Raw genomic sequence first — 20339 nt, forward strand, 5'->3', positions numbered from 1 at the left:
TGGCTTGCAGCCGTGGATAACGTGAGGCCGAGGGTGGCCTGGCGCTATCTCCAATGGACATCCAACAAGTGGAAAGGCTTCGAAAGCGCCTTGCGTCGGATTCTTCCTCAGACTTGAGTCCAGGCGCAAATCCGGTCTGCAGCCGTTTCTCGACTCGACCGCTCGCGTTTTATGCTGAATGAGGAGAAGACAGGAGAAAACGTGGAGTGGAAGGGGAAACCGGCGTGAGATCATTCATTCAAGGCGCTTTTCGCAACAAAGCGGCCATCGTCATCCTTGTGGTGATGGTGCTCGGATTAGGCATTTTCAGTTATTTTAAACTTCCGATGGAGTTTCTGCCCGAGGCGGACAATCCGCAGGTGACGGTAAGCGTCATCGGCCCGGGCTACGACGCGGCGACGATGGAGAGAACGGTGACGGGCCCGCTGGAGCAAGCCGTCGCGGGCGTCAAGGGCAAGACGAACACGTTCTCTTCGTCGGGGGACGGATTCTCTCAACTGAACTTGGACTTCGATTCGAAGACGAACATGAAGGATGCGAAAGCGGAGGTCGAGCGCGCGGTGAACGCCGTTCAACTGCCAGAACGAGTCTCGCCGCCGTATGTCGTGCAGTTTAACACGTCGATGATTCCGATCTCGTTCGTTTCGCTGACGTTCAAGGAAGGAACGACCGATGCGGAAAAGGAACTCGTCGAACGTCGTGCGATGGATGCGTTCCAGGCGATCGACGGCGTCGGACCGGTGCAGCTGTCCGGTAAATCCAATCCGATCGTAAGCGTCACGCCGGATCCGGAGAAGCTGGCCGCGAAGGTCGTGCCGCTGCAGGCGCTTTACGGCGTCCTGCAAGGCCGCGACGCTTCGGCCTCCGTCGGGGAGACGACGCTGGACGGCGCGATCGTCAACCTGAACGTGGCCGCCAGCGGTTTGGATAGCGTGGACGCACTCAAGAAACTGCCCGTGGCAAACGGCGTAAGTCTCGGCGACGTCGCCGAGGTCAAGCTGCAGGACGATCAGGAGAGCGTCAGCCGGATCGACGGAAAAGATGCGTTGATGCTGGTCGTCTCCAAAGGCGCCAACGCGAATGCCGTTCAGGTCGGCAAAGAGGTGGAGAAGTCCGTCGAGCGGTTGAACGAAGACAACCCTTCGGCGAAGCTCGAAGTCGTCATGAGCACGTCGGAGCAAATCGTCGGCTCCGTCAACAGCATGCTTCGCGAGGTGCTCATGGGCGCTCTGTTCGCTACGATCGTCATCCTGCTGTTCATGCGCAACGTGCGGGCGACGCTCGTCACGATCGTCTCGATTCCGCTGTCGCTTGGACTGACGCTGTACCTGCTCGATGCGTCCGGCATCACGCTGAACATCCTGACACTGGGCGGGGTCGCGGTCGCGGTCGGACGACTCGTCGACGACAGCATCGTCGTCATCGAGAACATATTCCGCCGCTTGCAGAAAGAGCCGTTCTCCGCCTCGGTCGTCATCGACGCGACGAAGGAAGTCGCGACGGCCATTACGGCATCGACGCTCACGACGGTCGCGGTCTTCCTGCCGATGGGCTTGCTGAGGGGCTCGCTGCAATCGTTTCTGCTGCCGTTCGCGCTGACCGTCACGTATTCGCTGCTGTCGTCGCTGCTCGTGGCGCTGACGGTCATCCCGCTCATGAGCGCGGGGGTACTGAAGAATTCCATGATCAAGGAGCATCAGCCTTCCAAGCGGTTTACTGCGTTTCTCGCGTGGAATTTGAAGCACAAGTGGCTTCCGATCCTCCTCGCATTCGTGCTGCTGGTCGGTTCGCTGGCGACGTACGCCTCGATGCCGAAAGGCTCGATCGATTCGTCCGACGCGACCAGCTTAAACGTCACGCTGGAATACAAACCGGATACGCCGGTCGATCAAGTGTTCGAGAGCGGCAAGAAGCTGGAATCGTTCCTGATGAAACAGGACGGCCAGCAGTGGGTGAGCATGGACATGGGCAACAGCGCGGACGCGGCGAAGTATGGCAGCGTGAAGTCGCCGACACTCGTTACCTTCATGGTCCAAATGAAAAAAGGCGCCGACGCGGACCGCATAATCGAAGCCGTAAAGGGTGAGCGGCTGAACTACCCGGGCGCGGAGCTGAATGCGGGAGCCGGCTCGTTCTTCGGCAGCGGCAGCGCTACGCAGGTGTACGTCGACATTACCGGCGACGACTTGGCGCAACTGACCCAAACGGCGGACGCCGTCATGGCCAAGATCAAGCCAATCAAAGACGTGCTCAAGGTGCAAAGCAACCAGGAAGAGAAAAAGACGGTTTACACGCTTAAGGTGGACGCCGCCCAAGCGAAAGCCGGCGAGATCGCAACGCAGCTGCAGGGCATGTTGAATCCGGTGCCGATCGGCTCCCTGACGACGGGCGGGCAGTCGCTCCCCGTCATGATGCAGCCGGTGCTGAAGCCGCGGTCGTCCGAAGACTTGAACAACGTTACGGTCATCACCGACCAAGGTCCGAAGCCGGCGTCAGCCGTTGCCGAGTGGGTCAAAGCCGAGCTGCCGACGAAGTTTTACCACAAGGACGGCAAGAGCTACGTGCGCGTGTCCGCCACGGTCGAGCCGAGTCAGCTGTCGATCGTCGGGAGCGAAATTCAAAAGGCGATGAAGGACTTCGCCCCGCCGGAAGGCGTCAAGCTGTACGTTGGCGGCGCGTCGGCCGACCAATCGGCGGACTTCTCCAGCCTGTTCATGATGATGCTCATATCCATCGGGATCGTCTACCTGATCATGGTCATCACGTTCAAGACGCTGCGCGCGCCGCTCGCGATCATGGCGTCCATCCTGTTCGTGCCGATCGGAGCGGTACTCGGACTGATCGTGTCCGGCGTCACTCCCGACTTTACCGCGATCTTCGGCGTCGTCATGCTCATCGGCATCGTCGTAACCAACGCGATCGTGCTGATCGACCGCGTCAAGCAAAACGAGCAGCGGATGACGATCCGCGAAGCGCTGCTCGAAGCGGCGGGCACGCGGATGCGGCCGATCCTCATGACGGCCATCGCGACCGTCTGCGCGATGCTTCCGCTCGTGTTCGGCACGTCGGAAAGCGGCAGCATCGTCTCCCAGAGCCTCGCGATCGTCGTTATCGGAGGCCTCGTCGTCTCGACGCTGCTCACGCTTGTCATCGTGCCTTGCCTCTACGAGCTGCTGTTCTTTCGCAAGTCCCGCCGTCAACGCCGGACCCAGCAGCAGAGCGCCGCGGCATGATCGATGCATGACAAACAGGGCAATCCCGTTTGCCGGATTCCGGCGGGGGATTGCCCTGTTTGGCCTTTCTATGAAATGGTGTATGAATTAGGTAAGCGGCAGGCGATTCCGCTAGAACGAGAGCTTGTACAGAGGCTTCAAGGTGCGAAACACCTCTTGCGCTTTCCCGAGCAACGCGCTTCCGTCCGCCAGGAGCGGGTCCGTGCGAGGGATATGGAGACCGCACGTCACCTCGGCGGCTTTGACCGTCTTCAGCCTGGCCAGCCAGGCGGTCAGTTCCTCGTCCGAAAGCGAGCGGTGCGGCGTGCCTTCCGGCTGCATATGATCCTTGGACCAGACGTACTCGGCCGGGACGGCCGAGCGAACGGACGCCAGCTCCGCGGCGGCGCGCTCCGCAAAGACGGTTTTGTTCGGGCTCTCGTAAATGATCGCGAACTGGATGAACAGGTGCGTCGACCATAGTCCGATCTGGAAATGGGGGTGCGCCTTGTAGCCGCGAGGATGGCGCGACCAGGCGACCCAGGTGTCGTCTGGCGGATTGACCGAGCGGCGGGCGTGCTTGGCCACGTGCGCGTACATAGGCTCCCCGCTTAGTTCCGAAACGGCCGGGGCCAGGGCTTCGCCCAGCATATGTAATTTCGGCCGGACGCGGCCGATGATGGCTTCCATCCGCCCCTCCAGGCCGGGCGTAGTCAGGGCGTCGAAGTCCGCGTCGGCGAACCCTGTAAAGTCGGTTTGGATCGTAGTAGGCAAGCTGCTTCACCTCAGGCTAAATTTTGGTGTGCGATTTGCCCTCACTATACGCGAAAATAGTCAAGAAACCAAGTTGCCAGAACATATGATGAAGTATAAGATAAAGGTAAGCAACAATAGTCAGACAATTCGGTCAACAACTCAGTCTGTGTAGACGCCGCAGGAGGGGGGGATGGCCGTGAATCGAAGCCACGAAGTCGAGTACTGCAACTTGGAGCTTCGTTTCGATCGCAGGCAGATTCAAAATTTGATCCGGGAGCTCATTCAGGAAGGCTACTCCCTCTACTGGAACGAGAGCGAGCACCAGTTCCTCATCTCCGTCCGCACCGGGCGCAAGCTGCTCAAGATGCGCTTCCAGCGCACCCAGAGCCGTTACAAGATGGTGGGCGACTATCTCGTCAAGGACGAGAAGCTGGCTTTCCTGATCGAGAAGCTGATCAACGATTCCCGGGGGCATGCCGTCGTCAAGCGTTTTCGAGATCGTCAGGTACTCATCGAGAACATCATGTTTGGTGAAATCATACGTCTCGTGGAGGTGTCAGGCATGGAACATCGGATTATTTTCCAGAAGCGCCCTCAGATTACGGTAGAAGACATGATTCAGGCCTATAAATCCAAGAGAGCCGAGCACCGGGCGGGCGTCTTGCGACTTGAAATCGATTACGAGCTTGCCCTGCTGCACGAAGCCCTGCAGGAAGGACGCTCCGAGGATGCGGAAGCCTGCAAGCAAAAGCTCGCTGCCATGCGCACCGAGAGCCTGCTGCTGGAGCTGTGATCCGGTCCTTTGGCCGCATAGAACGATATACAGGTACGGACGTTCTTCGGGACGTCCGTTTTATTTTTTGGTTCTGTCCTTTTCTGCGTTGAACGGTTAAAATGTGGGAGGTGAATAACGCGGATGAGGAGGAAACAGAATGAAGTTAGCGCATGGCGATAAACTGGTGATGATCGGCGATTCCATCACGGATTGCGGCCGGGGACGGCCGATCGGGGAAGGGCTCGGCGACGGTCTCGGCCGGGGATACGTATCGATGGTGGAAGGCTTGCTGCAGACGGTCTACCCGCAGCTCGCGATCCGGATCGCCAACGTCGGGACAAGCGGGAATACGGTCCGCGATCTGAAAGCGCGTTGGCAGACGGACGTGCTCGATCTGAAGCCCGACTGGCTGTCGGTCATGATCGGGACGAACGACGTGTGGCGCCAGTACGATCAGCCTTACATAAAGGAATCGCACGTCTATCCGGACGAATACGAAGCGACGCTGGACGAGCTCGTCGAGAAGACGAAGAACGGCGTCAAGGGCATCGTGCTCATGACCCCGTTCTATCTCGAGCCGAACCCATCCGACGCCATGCGGGCGACGATGGACGCCTACGGGGCGATCGTGAAGCGGACCGCGGAGAAGCACGGCACGCTGTTCGTCGACACGCAAGCCGCATTCGACAAGGTGCTGGCCCACATTTACCCGGCGACGATCGCTTGGGACCGCGTGCATCCGAGCACGGGTGGGCATCTGACGCTGGCCAAGGCGTTCCTCGACGCGATCGAATTCTCCTGGAACGGTTGAAAACAGAAGATAGTTTTCATAACGGGGTAAAAAGAGTACAATAAGCAGTGTTGAATCGCGGCGAAGCCGTGAGGAACGGCAGGGGAAAAATTCGATTCAAAGGAAGGAAACGAAACATGTCCAAAGCAAACATCGGCGTCGTCGGCATGGCCGTCATGGGACGCAACCTGGCATTGAATATCGAGAGCCGCGGCTATACGGTAGCCGTCTATAACCGCTCCCGGGAAAAGACCGACGATTTGATGAACACGGAAGGACAAGGCAAAAACCTCGTGCCGACCTACTCCGTCGAAGAATTCGTCGCTTCGCTCGAGAAGCCCCGCAAAATTCTGATCATGGTCCAAGCGGGAACCGGCACCGACGCGACCATCGAATCGCTCGTTCCGCACCTGGACAAGGGCGACATCATCATCGACGGCGGCAACGCCTACTTCCCGGACACCCAACGCCGCAGCAATGACCTGACCGCGCGCGGCTTCCACTTCATCGGCACCGGCGTATCCGGCGGCGAAGAGGGCGCGCTGAAAGGCCCGTCCATCATGCCGGGCGGACCTGAAGAAGCCTACCGTCTCGTCGAGCCGATCCTGACCAGCATCTCCGCGAAGGTGAACGGCGACCCGTGCTGCACGTACATCGGACCGGACGGCGCAGGCCACTATGTCAAAATGGTGCACAACGGCATCGAGTACGGCGACATGCAGCTGATCTGCGAAGCCTACCAGCTGCTGAAGGACGTGCTGGGCGTGTCCACGGACGAGCTGCACGAGATCTTCAAGGAATGGAACAAAGGCGAGCTCGACAGCTACTTGATCGAGATCACGACCGACATTTTCGCCGAGAAGGATCCGGAAACGGGCAAGCCGATGGTTGACGTCATCCTCGATTCCGCCGGCCAGAAGGGCACCGGCAAATGGACGAGCCAAAGCTCGCTCGATCTGGGCGTGCCGCTGTCAATCATCACCGAATCCGTCTTCTCCCGCTTCCTGTCGGCGATGAAGGAAGAGCGCGTCGCGGCGAGCAAGGTGCTCCAAGGGCCGAAGACGACGCCGTTCACGGGCGATAAAGCTGCGTTCATCGAGAGCGTGCGCAAGGCGCTGTTCGCGAGCAAGATCTGCTCCTACGCGCAAGGCTTCGCGCAAATGCGCGCGGCTTCGGAGGAGTACGACTGGAATCTGCAGTACGGCAACATCGCGATGATTTTCCGCGGCGGCTGCATCATCCGCGCCCGCTTCCTGCAAAACATCAAGGACGCCTACGACCGCGACCCGGGGCTGCGCAACTTACTGCTGGACGAGTACTTCAAAGGCGTCGTCGAGTCGTATCAGGATGCATGGCGCGAAGTCGTCGGCACGGCCGTCCGTTACGGTATTCCGGTGCCGTCGTTCGCAAGCGCGCTGGCGTACTACGACAGCTACCGCTCCGAGCGCCTGCCGGCCAACCTGCTCCAAGCGCAGCGCGACTACTTCGGCGCGCATACGTTCAAGCGGCTGGACAAGGAAGGCACGTTCCACCACAACTGGCTGCACAACTAAGCGCCCGGCCGACCGGCTAGCGCATGTCCGCCAGCATGGCGCGCAGGCACGCGGCGTCTTCGCCGCATAAGCTTTGCCGCTGCACCAGGCGCATCGCGAGGCTCGCATAGCACGCGAAGTGCGCCAGCAACTGTGGCCGATCGAGCTCCGACCATTCGGGGGCTCCATCGGCCACTTTGTGTTTGATGTAATCGAGCGCCCAGAGCACGTCTTCCCGGCAGAGCGGGTAGTCGGGGGTCTGGAGACGGCGCAGCATGTCCGAAGCGGGCAGCGGCCTGCCGGGGTTCCGTGCGGGTTCCATGTGGCATCACACCTTCGGGAAGGACTTGGTTACACTATCATCCTTACGGAAAAAGTCGTTATTTTATACCTGCAGTCGATATGCTATGATAGGAAAAGCGTACAGGCCATGTCACGTGGAAGTGGGGAATAACGTGTCCAGCGAGGAATATCAATGCCGCAACGTCGTGTTGGTCGGCTTTATGGGGACGGGCAAATCGACCGTGAGCCGGCTGCTCGCGGAGCGGCTGGGCTGGTCCCGGATCGATACGGATGACGAGATCGTGCGGCGCGCGGAGCGCACCATTCCGGAGATCTTTGCAGGCGAAGGGGAGGCCGCGTTCCGCGAGCTGGAAAGCGCGGTCATCCGCGACGTGCTCGCCGGCGAGCGGCGCATCGTCGCCACGGGCGGCGGCGCCGTCCTCCGCGACGACAACCGCGCCGCCATGCTGGCGGGCGGGCTCGTCGTCGCGCTGACGGCGGATCGCGAGACGCTTATCGCCCGCGTCGTCGCTGGCGGCGAAGCGGCGGGACGCCCGCTGCTCGCGGGCGACGCCGAGGCGCGCATCGACGCGCTGCTCGCCACGCGGCGGCACGCATACGACTTCGCGCACGTCGCCATCGACACCTGCGGGCGGACGCCCGAGGAGATCGCGGAGCTGGTGCTCCGCCAGGTATTATAGCTCGTTCCAGGCGAGCATGCCGCCCAGCATATTGACCGGACGCTCGAAGCCGAGCTCGGCCAAATATTCGCAGGCGCGGCCGCTGCGGGCGCCGCTGCGGCAGATGAAGACGACCTCGCCTTCGCGCGGAATTTCGTCGAGCCGCTGCGGGATCGTACCGAGCCGGATGTGCACGGCGCCGGGGATCATGCCTTCGGCGACTTCTTCGTCCTCGCGAACGTCGATCAGATGGATATTTTCGCCGGCGTCCAGCCGGGCTTTCAGTTGCTCGGCCGTCGTCGTCTCGTACGTACTCATGGAGATCGTTCCTTTCCTTATTGGCGGATGGTACTGACTCCTCCTAAGGATACGGCGGCCGGAACGACAAATCAACTGTGCAAGGGCGATAGCTAGACAGAAGGAGCGGATGTACATATGGATATGATCGTGACGCCTACCGGGCGGCTGCAAGGTGAAATACAAGCGTTGTCCTCCAAAAACTATACGACCCGCTATCTGCTCGTCGCCGCGCTGGCGGACGGCACGAGCACGATCCGCTATCCCGCGCACAGCGAAGACAGCGACGCGCTGCGTCGTTGCGTCCGCGATCTGGGCGCCGTCATCGAAGAAGACGACGAGAAGATCGTCATCACCGGTTTCGGCAAGCATCCCCGCCTGGCGAAGGAACTGGACGTCGGCAACGCCGGCGCCGTCCTGCGCTTCCTAATGGCGGTCGCGGCGCTGCTTCCGGAGGTCACGTTCGTGAACAATTACCCGGAATCGCTGGGCAAGCGGCCGCACGACGATCTCATCGAGGCGCTGCAGGACATGGGCGTGACGATCGAGCACCGCGAGGGCAAGCTGCCGATCACGATCCGCGGCGGCGCGCCGCGCGGCGGCAAGATCCGGGTTTCCGGCAGCGTCAGCTCCCAGTTCCTGAGCGCGCTGCTCTTCCTGACGCCGCTGCTGGACGAGGACAGCGAGATCGAAGTGCTGCACGACCTGAAGTCCAAGGTCGTCGTCGGGCAGACGCTCGAGGTGCTGGCGCAAGCCGGCATCGTCATCGAAGCGTCGGAGGATCTGATGCACTATTGCATCCCCGGCCACCAGCAGTACAAGGCGCAGGAATACACGGTGCAAGGCGACTACCCGGGCTCGGCCGCCATTCTGGCCGCCGCCGCCGTGACGGAGTCGGACGTGACCGTCCGCCGACTGCTGGAAGACAGCAAGCAGGGCGAGCGCGCCGTGGTGGACGTGCTGAAGGCGATGAACGTGCCGCTCGAGCACGAGAACGGCGTCGTCCGGGTACGGGGCAACGGCAAGCTGATCGCGGGGGAATTCGACGGAGACGCGTTCACCGACGGCGTGCTGGCGATGGTCGCCGCAGCCGTATTCGCCGAAGGCACCTCCCGGTTCTATAATGTAGAGAACCTGCGCTACAAGGAATGCGACCGCATCACCGACTACTTGAACGAGCTGCGCAAAGCGGGCGCGAACGTCGAGGAAAAGCGCGACGAGATCATCGTTCATGGCCGCCCGGAAGGCGTGGAAGGCGATGTCGAGATCGACGCGCACTTCGACCACCGCGTCATCATGGCGCTAACCGTCGTCGGCTTGCGTGCGGCGCAACCGATCCGCATCAAGGACGCGCACCATGTCGCCAAGTCGTACCCGAACTATTTCGACCATCTGCGGGCGCTTGGCGCGCAGGTCCAGTGGGTAGAATAAGGAAGCCGCAAGCCAATCTCATTCCTGGAGGGTGATCCCGATGGTATTCGAGAATCCGTCTCGCGAAGAGATCAAGCAGATTCTGCAACAGGCGAACGCGATCGCGGTCGTCGGCCTGTCGGACGATCCGTCGAAGACGAGCCACATGGTATCCGCCGCGATGCAAGCCAAGGGTTACCGCATCATCCCGGTTAATCCGAAGGCTCAGACGATCCTCGGCGAGAAGTGTTACGCCAGGCTGGCCGACGTGCCGGAGCCGATCGACATCGTCAACGTGTTCCGCCGGCCGGAGCATACGCCGCAAATCGCCGAGGAGGCGGTCGCGGCCGGCGCCAAGGTGCTATGGCTGCAGCTCGGCATCGCGAGCGACGAAGCGGCGCGGATCGCGCAGGCGGGCGGTCTGACCGTCATCATGGATCGCTGCATCAAGGTCGAAGACTCCATTCTGCTGCCCCACGGCAAGCAGTAAGGCCGCCGCTTCATCGCCGGGACGGCCTCCGCCGAAGTCGCGCTGCGCTTCGCGGAGCCCGTCCCGTTTGTTTCGGAGACGGCTCTTCGGTCGTTTTTCGACTTATCGTCATCAACAGCGCTTTCAATCGATACAAACATAGAAAGGAGAGATTCCGAAGATCATGTTCGGCGTGGGCTTTCTCCAACGGCTGGGCCGGGCGATGATGCTGCCGATGACGGTGCTGCCCGCGGCGTCCGTCTTTTTGCTCCTCTCCCGGCTCCCGTGGGAGTCGTTCGGCTGGCCTCAAGCGCCCCAGCTGCTGTACGCGGCCGGGATGGCGATGTTCCAGTACATTCCGTACGTTTTCGCCGTCGGCATCGCGCTCGGGCTCTCCAACCAATCGGTGCACGCAGGGATGGCCGCGCTGGCCGGGATGATCATCTTCAGCGCGGTCACGTCGAGCTTCGACCCCGGTGGCGTGCAGCCGTCCATGTTCGCCGCCGTCGTCATCGGCATTCTTTCCGGGTGGGCGAGCGAGCGGTTCAAGTCGTTTCAGCTGCCGGAGTCTTTGCAGTTTTTCGGCGGGCCGCGGTTCGTGCCGATTTTCATGAGCGGCTTCTCGTTCCTGTTCGCCTGGCTCATGATCGGCGTCGGGCAGGGCCTGCTCGCCTGGATTAGCGCTTCCGGCGGCATCGTCGAGTCCGCGGGCGGCTTCGGCGTTTTCCTGTACGGCTTTTTGCACCGGATTCTCGTCGCTTTCGGATTGCACCACCTGCTGAACCATCTGTTCTGGTTTCAGGTGGGCGAGTATCGGACGCCGGACGGCGGCGTCTTCTTCGGCGACCTGCCGCGCTTTTTCGCCGGCGATCCGTCGGCGGGCATATACATGGCCGGCCTCTATCCCATTATCATGTTCGCGCTGCCCGCCATCGCGTACGCCATCATCCACGAAGCGCGCGAGGACTTGAAGCCCAAGACGGCCAAGCAATTCCGCGTCGCCGCACTGACGGCGTTCCTCACCGGGGTGACGGAGCCCGTGGAATTCGCCTTTCTGTTCGTCGCGCCTTACTTGTACTTGGTGCATTCCCTCATCTCCGGCGCCGTCATGTGGGTGACGTACGAGTTGGGCATCCGGTCGGGCTTTACGTTTTCCGCCGGTGCGCTCGAGTACATCATCAACCTGCGGATTTCGGAGCGCGGCTGGTTGATCGTCCCGTTGGGGCTGACCGTCGGCCTGCTTTACTACGTGCTGTTCCGTTGGAGCATCCGCAAGTTTCAGCTGTCGACCCCCGGCCGCGAAGATTCGACCCGCCTGGACGACTGGGCGGGCGACATTCCATACCGCGCGCCGCTTGTGCTCCAAGCGCTCGGCGGCAAGGAGAACATGGTCCATCTTGAAGCCTGCATCACGCGGCTCAGGCTGACGCTCGTCGACGACCGGCGGGTCGACGTCAAGGCGTTGCGCCATCTCGGCGCCGCCGGTGTCATCCGGCTCGGCGGAGGCCACGTACAGGTGGTGTTCGGCACCTACTCCGATCTGATTCGGGGCGAGATCGCCAAGCTGATGCAGCTGGACGTCCATCAGGTACAGTTTCACGCGCCCGTGCAGGGCAGGATGATCCCCCTCGAGGACGTCGACGATCCGATCTTCGCGCAAAAGCTCGTGGGACGGGGCGTCGCGTTCATTCCCGACCGGGGCGAGCTCGTCGCGCCGGTGCGGGGCAAGATCATCCACCTGTACCCGTCGCTTCACGCGATCGGGATCGAGACGCCGGAAGGACTGGAAGTACTGCTGCACATTGGGATTGACACGTCGCATTTGAAAGGAAAAGGATTCACGGCGCTCGTGCAGGAAGGGGACGAAGTGACGCCCGGCCAGCCGCTGATCCGATTCCATCTGCCGACGCTCAAGGCCGAGGCCAAGTCACTGGCCACGCCAATGATCATCACCAATCCAGATATCGTCCGCTCCTGGCGGTTCGCGCCGTTTAAGACGGTGAAAAAGGGTCAGGCCGCCGTCATGTCGGTCGTCGTGCGAGAGAGAGAGAACAAGGGGGGAGAGTCATGATCCAAGGGCTAGCGGCATCGGAAGGCATCGCGATCGGCAAGGCGTTCGTCCTGCCGAACTGGGAGTGGGAGATGCCGGAGCAGAAGATCGACGTGGGCGATCTGGCGCTCGAGTTCGATCGTCTTTACGAAGGCGTCAACCGCTCCAAGTCGGAGATCCACCAGATGAAAAGCGAGCTCGACGAAGCGGTCGGCATCCAGGAAGCGAGCATCTTCGACGCGCATCTGGCCATCCTGGACGACCCTGTGTTCATGAACGAAATTCAGGGGATCATCCAGCGGCAATACAAAGCGGCCGAAGTGGCCGTCAAGGAAGCGATCGACCATTTCGTCACGATGTTCGATCTGCTCGACGACGACTATATGAAGGAGCGGGCGCTCGACATCAAGGACGTCGGCAACCGGCTGCTCAAGCATCTGCTCGGCGTGCCCGAGATCGCGCTTCCGACCGATACCCAGCCGTTTATTCTCGTCGTGCGCGAGCTGACGCCGTCTCAGCTGATCCATCTAAAGCCCGACGTCGTGCTCGGCATCGTCACGATGGTCGGCAGCCCGTCGTCGCATTCGGCGATCATGGCCCGGGCGTTCGGCATCCCGCTCGTCATGGGCGTGGAGGCAAAGCTGGAGGAGCCGATCGCAACGGGCGACCTGCTCATCATGGACGGCGGCACCGGCGCGCTTCACGTCATGCCGGACGCCGAGACGGTGGCGAGCTATACGGAGCTGCGCCGCCGCCAGCTCGCCCAGCGCGAGCAACTGCAGTCGCTGGCGCAGGTGCCGGCGGTGACGCCTGACGGGGAGAGCGTGATCCTGAAAGCCAACATCAGTTCCATCAAGGAGCTGGAGGCGGCGCTCGGCAGCGGCGCACAGGGCGTCGGTCTGTTCCGCACGGAATTTCTCTACATGGACCGAACGTCGTTCCCTTCCGAAGAGGAGCAGTACGAGGTGTACCGGGCGGCCGCCGAACGACTGAAGGGACAGACGCTCGTCATTCGGACGCTCGATATCGGCGGCGACAAGCAGCTCGATTACTACGAGATGCCGGAGGAGGACAACCCTTTCCTCGGCTACCGCGCGATCAGGTTCAGCCTGGACCGCAAGGACCTGTTCAAAATCCAGCTGCGGGCCATCCTACGAGCCGCCGCGCACGGCGACGTGCGGATCATGTACCCGCTCATCGCTTCGATCTCGGAGGTGCGGGAGGCGAACGCGCTGCTCGCCGAGGCGGAGCGGGAGCTCGAGGCGGAAGGCGTGCCGTTCCGCGGCGGGTTGCCGACCGGCGTCATGATCGAAGTGCCGGCAGCCGTGCTGATCGCGGATCTGCTCGCCGCCGAAGTGTCGTTTTTCAGCATCGGCACAAACGATCTCGTACAGTTCACGCTGGCGGTCGATCGCATGAACGAGCAGATCAGCCACCTGTACGAGCCGTTCCACCCGGCGATCATCCGCATGCTGCAGGCGGTGACGGAAGCGGCCAATCGGCGCGGCATCCCCGTCAGCGTCTGCGGCGAGCTCGCGGGCGACGTCCGCGCGATGCCGATCTGGCTCGGGCTCGGCGTCGACGAGCTTAGCCTGTCCGCGCAGGCGATCCTGCCGGTCAAGGACGCGATGCTCCGCACGTCCGCGCAGGAGAGCCGCCTCGTCTTCGAGGAGCTGTTCGCCCTGCCGACGGCGCAGGCGATCACCGAGCGGCTCGAGCGGTTCCACGCGGAGACTGCGCTCGCCGCGGGCAAGGTTAAGCCGGGCGTCTGACCGAAGGCGCGCCCGACGGGATCGGCGGCGCCAGAGCGCCTTGCGGCAGGCGCCGCCCTGAAAAGCGGCAAGGGACCTTGGGGCGTTATGCCCGCAAGGTCCCTTGCGTCTTCGGCTCAGCGCCCGAAGAGCGCATCGCAGAACGCCTTCGCGTACGCCGGCAGATCCGGCGGCCGGCGGGCGGAGACGAGGTTGCCGTCGACGACGACGGCTTCGTCGAACCAGATCGCGCCGGCATTCTCCATGTCGTCGCGGATGCCTGGCGTCGAGGTGACTTTCCGCCCTTGCAAAATCTTGGCGGAAACGAGCACCCAGCCCGCGTGGCAGATCTGGCCGATCGGCTTGCCGGCGGCGTCGATCGCTCGGACGAACGCTTGGACGCGCTCGTCCCGCCGGATTTTGTCCGGCGCCCAGCCGCCCGGGACGAGCAGGCCGTCGCAAGCGTCGGCGTTCAGCTCCGCGTAGGAGAGATCGGCGACGGCGGGGACGCCGTACTTGCCGATATGCTTGCGGCCCTTCTCCGGGCCGGCGAACCGGACGACCGCGCCTTCTTCACGCGCGCGGTAGACGGGGTACCAGAGCTCGAGATCCTCGAACTCGTCGTCGATGAGACAGATGACCTGTTTGATCGCGGTCATGATCATTCCTCCGATTCCTGCAAATGAGGCCGTAATTCGGCGGTTTTGCCGTATTCATCGTACCATAATCCAACGCCGCGCACATCCGCGCGCCGAGAGGAGCTACCCCATGCGTTCCACCCGCAAATCCTCCTGGTCGACTCCCTTGTGGCGATGGCTGCCTGCCGTCGCCTGCATGCTGATCATCTTTTTGCTGTCCGCGCGCACGGGCAACGATCTCGATGGCTGGCTGCCGTGGGCGCAAAAGCTGTTTCCGGGTCTCCGGAGTTTCGACCCGGTCCACTACTTCGCTTATTTCGCGCTCGCCGTCACCTTCGCATACGGGTTCGGATTTCACCGAATCGACGCCTCCCGCGCTCTCTTCGTCGTCCTGTTCTGCGTCGTGTACGGAGCGACCGATGAATGGCACCAAGCCTACGTGCCGGGCCGCTCGCCCGACTGGGCGGATCTGCTGCACGACGGGATCGGAGCGCTCGTCGCGGCCGTACTTCTCTATGGCTGGCGTACCTGGCGCCAATGGCGCCAAAAGCGCGGCAATACCAGAAATTACAGCGGTTAACAAGGCAGGAGAACAGCGCGCCCGGCGCGAATACATGGGGAGCGGGAAAGGCGGCGCGACGCCGGCGGCCCGCGAAGACCGTGTAAGGAGAGGGCGAAGTTGTTCAAACGTTGTCCATGCGGAGATACCATGCGCTTGACCTTGAGATCTGTGATCTACGCCAAGTTGGTGAACATCACGAGCGTTCCCGTGTACGCCTGCGAGGGATGCTCCCGCAACGAGGTGTTTCCCGGCGTCAAGTCCGACCTGGGGATGCTGGTCAATCGGCTCGGCGCCAAGCCGCCGGCCCAGACGATCCCGTTCGACGAAATCCACGAGTTGGCCGGCGTTTTGAGTCACGCGCAGCACCGCTCGAAGCCGCTGCGCCAGGCGACCGTCGCCCGCGTCGCCGAGGAACGGACGAACGAGCTGTTGGACCTGTGGATCGTCGCTTCTTCCGTCGGAGACGAGGCATGGATGGCCGAGCTGCGCGGGCGGCTGTCCCAATTAAGCGCGCAATACATATCGTAAGACGAAAGAACGGGGCGGATCGCTCCGTTTTTTTGCGTCTGACGGGCATTTCTGATACCATGAAAATCAACGGATTGATTTTCAAGGAGGTATGGCAAATGGCAGAGGCGAAGCGTCTGACGACGATCGAGCAATGGGAAGAAGCCCTCCGGGGCTCCGCCGAGCGGCCCTTGCTTCTCTTCAAGCACAGCACGCAGTGTCCGATCAGCGCAGGCGCGCATGAGGAGCTGCATCATTATATGGCGGATGCGGACGCGCAGCCGGTGGATTTCGCGATCGTCCACGTCATCGAGGAACGGCCGGTGAGCAATGCGATCGCCGAGACGCTCGGCGTGCAGCACAAGTCCCCGCAAGCGATTCTGGTACGGGACGGACAGCCGCTGTGGGACGAATCGCATTGGCGGATTACCTACAGCTTTTTGAGCGACAAGTTCGGCGGGCCGGAAACGGCCGGGGAAGCGTCCAGAACCTAAGGGGATCGCAGCTGTAAGCCTTTGCGATCATTGCGGAAACACTCGTTTTGTCGTATCATTACCTTATTATCCCATGGACAGGCAGTCTTCCTGACAGCCTTCCGTGAACATTGGAGCGGTGAATGTGACGGTAACCATTTATGACGTGGCGCGTGAGGCCGGCGTATCCATGGCCACGGTATCCCGCGTTGTCAACAACAATCCGAACGTGAAGCCGCAAACGCGGAAAAAAGTGTACGAGGCCATTGAGCGCCTCGGCTATCGGCCCAACGCCGTCGCGCGCGGCCTGGCCAGCAAGAAGACGACGACGGTCGGCGTCGTCATCCCCGACATCGCCAACGCGATTTTCGCCGAAGTGGCGCGGGGCATCGAAGACATCGCGAACATGTACCACTACAACATCATTCTCTGCAACGCCGACAAGCGCAAAGAGAAGGAAATCCGCGTCATCAATACGCTGCTCGAGAAGCAGGTGGACGGCCTGCTGTTTATGGGAGGCGCGGTGACGGAAGAGCATTTGCTCGCGTTCAATACGTCGAACGTGCCGATCGTGCTTTGCGCCACGACGGACGAGAAGGGCACGATGCCGTCCGTAGATATCGATCACGAGGCGGCTGCTTTCGACGCGGTGCAGCGGCTGATTGCCGACGGCCATCGCAAGATCGCGATGATCAGCGGCACGCTGCAGGACCCGGCGAACGGATACGCCCGTTACCAAGGCTACAAGAAAGCGCTGGAGCAAGCCGGTATTCCGCTAAACGAAGAGTACGTGCGTATCGGCAACTATCGCTACGAGTCCGGCATCGAGGCGATGCAGTATTTCCTGGGGCTCTCCGACCGGCCGAGCGCGGTGTTCGCGGCGACGGACGAGATGGCGATCGGCGCCATTCACAGCATCCAGGACGCCGGGCTCAAAGTTCCGGAAGACGTGTCCGTCATCAGCGTCGACAACATTCGCATGGCTTCGATGGTGCGTCCGCAGCTGACGACCGTCGCCCAACCGATGTACGACATTGGGGCCGTTTCCATGCGGCTTCTGACCAAACTGATGAAAAAGGAAAACGTCGAACAGGCGCGCGTCGTGCTCCCGCACGAGCTCATCGTTCGCAGCTCGGTTTCCGCGCTGAGCTGAGCGGACGCTCCCGATGCCAGGTTGAACGGGTTCACCCGAAGCCAAGCAACGGGTTCGTCGTATTGGAAGACCACATCGCACTCGACAGTCGCCCTGCGCGGGAAGTGAGAATCCCGCAGCAGGGCCTCTTCGATAGGAGGCGGAATAGAGGGATGGAATTGATCGGCATTATCGGAGCGATGCAGGAAGAAATCGATCTGCTGCTCGAACATTTGGAAGACACCGTGGAAATGAAGCGCTCCGGCATCCCGTATTATACGGGCTCGCTGAACGGGAAAAAAGTCGTCATCTGCAAGTCCGGCGTCGGCAAGGTAAACGCGGCCGTCTGCACGCAGGTACTGATCGACCGCTTCAACGCGGTGCAGGTGATCTTCACCGGCGTCGCCGGCGCGCTCGATCCGGTGCTGGACATCGGCGATATTGTCATCTCCACGAGCAGCATGCAGCACGACGTCGACGTGACGCCGCTCGGCTTTGCCCGCGGGGTCATCCCTTATCAGAACGTGTCCGAATGGCCGGCCGACGCCGTGCTCGTAAAGGCTGCCGTCGAAGCGGGAGAGAAGGTGTTCCCCGGACACTGCAAGACGGGAAAGGTGCTGTCAGGCGATCAATTCATCGCCGACCGCGACGTCGTCCGGCAGCTCCACGAGGAGCTGGGAGGCACGTGCACGGAGATGGAGGGAGCCGCCGTTGCGCAGGTTTGCGCCTTGAACGAGGTGCCGTATGTCGTCATCCGCTCGATGTCGGACAAGGCCGACGGTTCGGCTGACGTCAACTTCGCCGAATTCACCGTGACAGCGGCAAACCGTTCCTACGCAATCGTAGACGAAATGCTTCAGCGCCTTTAAGCGGCCTTTGAGCTTCCAGCCCCTATCCTTTTTGCTCCGATGGACGAAAGGGTAGGGGCTTTTCACGCCTTTTGCGACCCTTCGGGCATCATCCCTTTCGCTCAGGTGCTCGGAAGGGGCAGGGCGGCTTTCTATGTCTTTTGAGTTCCTTGATGCATGATCCCCTTCGGTCAGTTGGACGTAATCGGTGAGGGCTTTCCATATCTCTTGAATCCCTTGTGACATTATCCCCTTTGCTCAGGCGAGTGAGGGGGCATTGTCTTTCTTAGGCCATTATCCCATTCAATCAATTTTGTCGGCTGTGCTATCGGCGTTTTTAAAACTCGTTACTCGATGTTCACCTGACCGAACGGGATCATGCAAAAAGGGCTGGAGAATAGCAGACCAACCTGAGCGAAGGGGATCATACACAAAGGGCTGGAGAATAGCAGACCAACCTGAGCGAAGGGGATCATACACAAAGGGCTGGAGAATAGCAGACTGATCGAAGGGGATCATGCACAAAGAGTTGGAGATTAGCAGGCCAGCCTGAGCGAAGGGGATAACGTACGAAAGGCTGGCGAAATGGTAGACAACCTGACCGAACGGGATCATGCACAAAGGGCTGGAGAATAGCAGACCAACCTGAGCGTAGGGGATCATACACAAAGGGCTGGAGAATAGCAGATCAGCCTGACCGAATGGGATCATGCACAAAGGGCTGGAGAATAGCAGACCAACCTGATCGAACGGGATCATACACAAAGGGCTGGAGAATAGCAGGCCAGCCTGAGCGAAGGGGATCATGCACGAAGGGCTGGAGAATGGCAGAACAACCTGTCACCCACCCAACATCAGCGAAAACGAAAAGACCGTACTTCTAGCACATAGCTGAACGTACGGTCATTTGGATTGAAAAGCATTCGTTATTCGTTCCAAGATCGGCGGGAAATGGCCGCTGCACGCTTATCCCAGATGCTGAAGCGCGAGCGCCAGCACTTCCCGGTTTTTGGCGGCGATCTCCGCGCGCCTCGGCATCGGCGCCCAAGCGGCCGTATCGTCGAGCCACGTACGGGGAAGATCGGCCGGACGGTGCGGCGAGACGATGCGTGGCCAATCGGTGGGCAGCGGAGTACCTTCCGGAGCCGCGTCGATGACTTCGAGCAGCGGATGGTCGGTCATCTCGAGCCACAACAAGCCCCAAGCACGCGGCACGACGTGCCAGTGCTCGTAGCCGCCGCCACCGAGCGCGATCCAACGTCCGTCGGTCCATTCGTGCGCCAGCCGGTGAATGAGGCGGGGCATCTCCCGGTAGATTCGCATGCTGCAGTGCACGTGCGCCAGCGGATCCAGCGCATGCGCGTCGCAGCCGTGCTGGCTGACGATGACGTCGGGCTTGAAAACGCGGATGACGCGCTCGAGCGCCGTCGAAAAGCTCTCGAGCCAGGAGTCGTCCTCCGTGTAGGGCTCGACCGGCACGTTCAGGCAGGCGCCGTAGCCGGAGCTCTCTCCGCGTTCATGGGCGAATCCGCTGCCGGGAAACAGGAACTTGCCAGTCTCGTGAATGGAAAAGGTGAACACGTCCGGATCGGTGTAGAAGCTCCACTGGACGCCGTCCCCGTGGTGTACGTCCGTGTCGACGTAGAGCACCTTGGCGCCGTGCTTGCGCGTCATCCAGCGGATGGCTGCGGCTGCGTCGTTGTAGACGCAGAAGCCGGCGCCGCGATCCTGGAACGCATGATGCAGCCCGCCGCCCAGATGGAGGGCATGGCGGGTCAGACCCGACATAACCGCTTCGGCGGCGGCCACCGATCCGGTGACGATCGCGGCCGCGGCTTCGTGCATGCCGGGAAAGTACGGCGTATCGCCGTCCAGCTCGAAGCCGTATTGGCCGGCAAGGGCGATCGCTTCGGAGCCGGGCGCGCTTTCGCTGAGCGCCCGAACGGCGGCAATGTAGTCCGCCCGGTGGATCCAATCGAGCACTTCGTCGGCGTGCGGTGTCAGTGGTTTCATTTTCTGGTCGGAGCGAAGCGCCCCGCACGCATCGAGCAAGTCTTCCGTCAGGGCCAGCCGGATCGGATGAAACGGATGGTCCTCGTGAAACCGATAATGCGAAGCCGCCGCGCTGTCGATCCACAGCGCTTCCATGCGGGAATGAGTCAACTGAGGTCGCCT

At 61.5% G+C, this 20339-nt stretch carries 19 protein-coding genes; 14 read left to right on the forward strand and 5 right to left on the reverse strand.

The window, feature by feature from the left end; all coding sequences use genetic code 11:
- The first annotated feature begins 224 nt into the window (after window positions 1–224).
- Entirely contained in the window at window positions 225–3233 is a 3009-nt protein-coding gene (locus LKX83_RS07685; RefSeq protein WP_227881585.1) for an efflux RND transporter permease subunit, read from the forward strand.
- 111 nt (window positions 3234–3344) lie between these two features.
- On the opposite strand, the gene LKX83_RS07690 is transcribed toward LKX83_RS07685, so the two are convergent.
- Window positions 3345–3986, reverse strand: coding sequence for a YktB family protein (locus tag LKX83_RS07690; protein ID WP_227881586.1), 642 nt, complete (start codon window positions 3984–3986; stop codon window positions 3345–3347).
- A 178-nt stretch (window positions 3987–4164) separates the two neighbouring features.
- On the opposite strand from LKX83_RS07690, the gene LKX83_RS07695 reads away from it, so the two are divergent.
- The 3 genes from LKX83_RS07695 to gndA all read left to right on the forward strand — a co-directional run bounded on the left by LKX83_RS07695 (window position 4165) and on the right by gndA (window position 7086).
- Window positions 4165–4761, forward strand: coding sequence for a hypothetical protein (locus LKX83_RS07695; RefSeq protein ID WP_227881692.1), 597 nt, complete (start codon window positions 4165–4167; stop codon window positions 4759–4761).
- A gap of 139 nt (window positions 4762–4900) precedes the next feature.
- Window positions 4901–5554 (forward strand): SGNH/GDSL hydrolase family protein, encoded by a 654-nt coding sequence (locus LKX83_RS07700; protein WP_227881587.1) that lies wholly within the window; start codon window positions 4901–4903, stop codon window positions 5552–5554.
- 116 nt (window positions 5555–5670) lie between these two features.
- The gene (gene gndA, locus LKX83_RS07705; protein WP_227881588.1) at window positions 5671–7086 is read left to right on the forward strand and encodes an NADP-dependent phosphogluconate dehydrogenase; all 1416 of its coding nucleotides are present in this window, start codon (window positions 5671–5673) and stop codon (window positions 7084–7086) included.
- Window positions 7087–7102: 16 nt separating this feature from the next.
- On the opposite strand, the gene LKX83_RS07710 is transcribed toward gndA, so the two are convergent.
- Window positions 7103–7387: a hypothetical protein gene (locus LKX83_RS07710; RefSeq protein WP_227881589.1), complete on the reverse strand. Its 285-nt coding sequence runs from the start codon at window positions 7385–7387 to the stop codon at window positions 7103–7105.
- A gap of 133 nt (window positions 7388–7520) precedes the next feature.
- Between LKX83_RS07710 and LKX83_RS07715 the strand changes: the two genes are divergently transcribed.
- Complete coding sequence (locus tag LKX83_RS07715) at window positions 7521–8048, forward strand: shikimate kinase (protein ID WP_227881590.1); 528 nt, start codon at window positions 7521–7523, stop codon at window positions 8046–8048.
- Here the strand turns inward: LKX83_RS07715 and LKX83_RS07720 are convergent.
- Window positions 8043–8345 carry a rhodanese-like domain-containing protein gene (locus tag LKX83_RS07720; RefSeq protein WP_227881591.1) on the reverse strand — a complete coding sequence of 101 codons (303 nt, stop codon included), beginning with the start codon at window positions 8343–8345 and terminating at the stop codon, window positions 8043–8045. The two genes, LKX83_RS07715 and LKX83_RS07720, sit on opposite strands and share 6 nt — an antisense overlap.
- Window positions 8346–8462: 117 nt before the next feature.
- On the opposite strand from LKX83_RS07720, the gene aroA reads away from it, so the two are divergent.
- The 4 genes from aroA (at window position 8463) to ptsP (ending at window position 14025) form a co-directional block, all read left to right on the forward strand.
- On the forward strand, window positions 8463–9755 hold the full coding sequence (aroA, locus tag LKX83_RS07725; protein ID WP_227881592.1) for a 3-phosphoshikimate 1-carboxyvinyltransferase: 1293 nt from the start codon (window positions 8463–8465) through the stop codon (window positions 9753–9755).
- Window positions 9756–9795: 40 nt separating this feature from the next.
- Window positions 9796–10224, forward strand: coding sequence for a CoA-binding protein (locus tag LKX83_RS07730; RefSeq protein ID WP_227881593.1), 429 nt, complete (start codon window positions 9796–9798; stop codon window positions 10222–10224).
- Between the two features lie 163 nt (window positions 10225–10387).
- Window positions 10388–12274, forward strand: coding sequence for a glucose PTS transporter subunit IIA (locus LKX83_RS07735; RefSeq protein ID WP_227881594.1), 1887 nt, complete (start codon window positions 10388–10390; stop codon window positions 12272–12274).
- On the forward strand, window positions 12271–14025 hold the full coding sequence (gene ptsP / locus LKX83_RS07740) for a phosphoenolpyruvate--protein phosphotransferase (RefSeq protein ID WP_227881595.1): 1755 nt from the start codon (window positions 12271–12273) through the stop codon (window positions 14023–14025). The genes LKX83_RS07735 and ptsP overlap by 4 nt, the downstream gene beginning before the upstream one ends.
- Window positions 14026–14141: 116 nt before the next feature.
- Here the strand turns inward: ptsP and LKX83_RS07745 are convergent, their stop codons facing one another.
- Window positions 14142–14663, reverse strand: coding sequence for a type 1 glutamine amidotransferase domain-containing protein (locus LKX83_RS07745; RefSeq protein WP_370639044.1), 522 nt, complete (start codon window positions 14661–14663; stop codon window positions 14142–14144).
- A gap of 109 nt (window positions 14664–14772) precedes the next feature.
- Between LKX83_RS07745 and LKX83_RS07750 the strand changes: the two genes are divergently transcribed.
- The 5 genes from LKX83_RS07750 (at window position 14773) to LKX83_RS07770 (ending at window position 18185) form a co-directional block, all read left to right on the forward strand.
- Window positions 14773–15222 (forward strand): VanZ family protein, encoded by a 450-nt coding sequence (locus tag LKX83_RS07750; RefSeq protein WP_227881597.1) that lies wholly within the window; start codon window positions 14773–14775, stop codon window positions 15220–15222.
- 135 nt (window positions 15223–15357) lie between these two features.
- Window positions 15358–15732, forward strand: coding sequence for a hypothetical protein (locus LKX83_RS07755; RefSeq protein ID WP_227881598.1), 375 nt, complete (start codon window positions 15358–15360; stop codon window positions 15730–15732).
- Window positions 15733–15830: 98 nt separating this feature from the next.
- Window positions 15831–16205, forward strand: coding sequence for a bacillithiol system redox-active protein YtxJ (gene ytxJ / locus LKX83_RS07760; protein WP_227881599.1), 375 nt, complete (start codon window positions 15831–15833; stop codon window positions 16203–16205).
- A 124-nt stretch (window positions 16206–16329) separates the two neighbouring features.
- A complete protein-coding gene (gene ccpA, locus LKX83_RS07765; RefSeq protein WP_227881600.1) occupies window positions 16330–17337 on the forward strand; it encodes a catabolite control protein A in 1008 nt (335 codons plus the stop codon).
- Between the two features lie 152 nt (window positions 17338–17489).
- Window positions 17490–18185: a 5'-methylthioadenosine/adenosylhomocysteine nucleosidase gene (locus LKX83_RS07770; RefSeq protein WP_227881601.1), complete on the forward strand. Its 696-nt coding sequence runs from the start codon at window positions 17490–17492 to the stop codon at window positions 18183–18185.
- A 945-nt stretch (window positions 18186–19130) separates the two neighbouring features.
- Here LKX83_RS07770 and LKX83_RS07775 read toward each other — a convergent pair.
- The gene (locus tag LKX83_RS07775; RefSeq protein WP_227881693.1) at window positions 19131–20312 is read right to left on the reverse strand and encodes an acetoin utilization protein AcuC; all 1182 of its coding nucleotides are present in this window, start codon (window positions 20310–20312) and stop codon (window positions 19131–19133) included.
- Between the last annotated feature and the right edge of the window lie 27 nt (window positions 20313–20339).

This window comes from Cohnella baijiui, from assembly GCF_020731285.1.
Taxonomy (GTDB): domain Bacteria; phylum Bacillota; class Bacilli; order Paenibacillales; family Paenibacillaceae; genus Cohnella.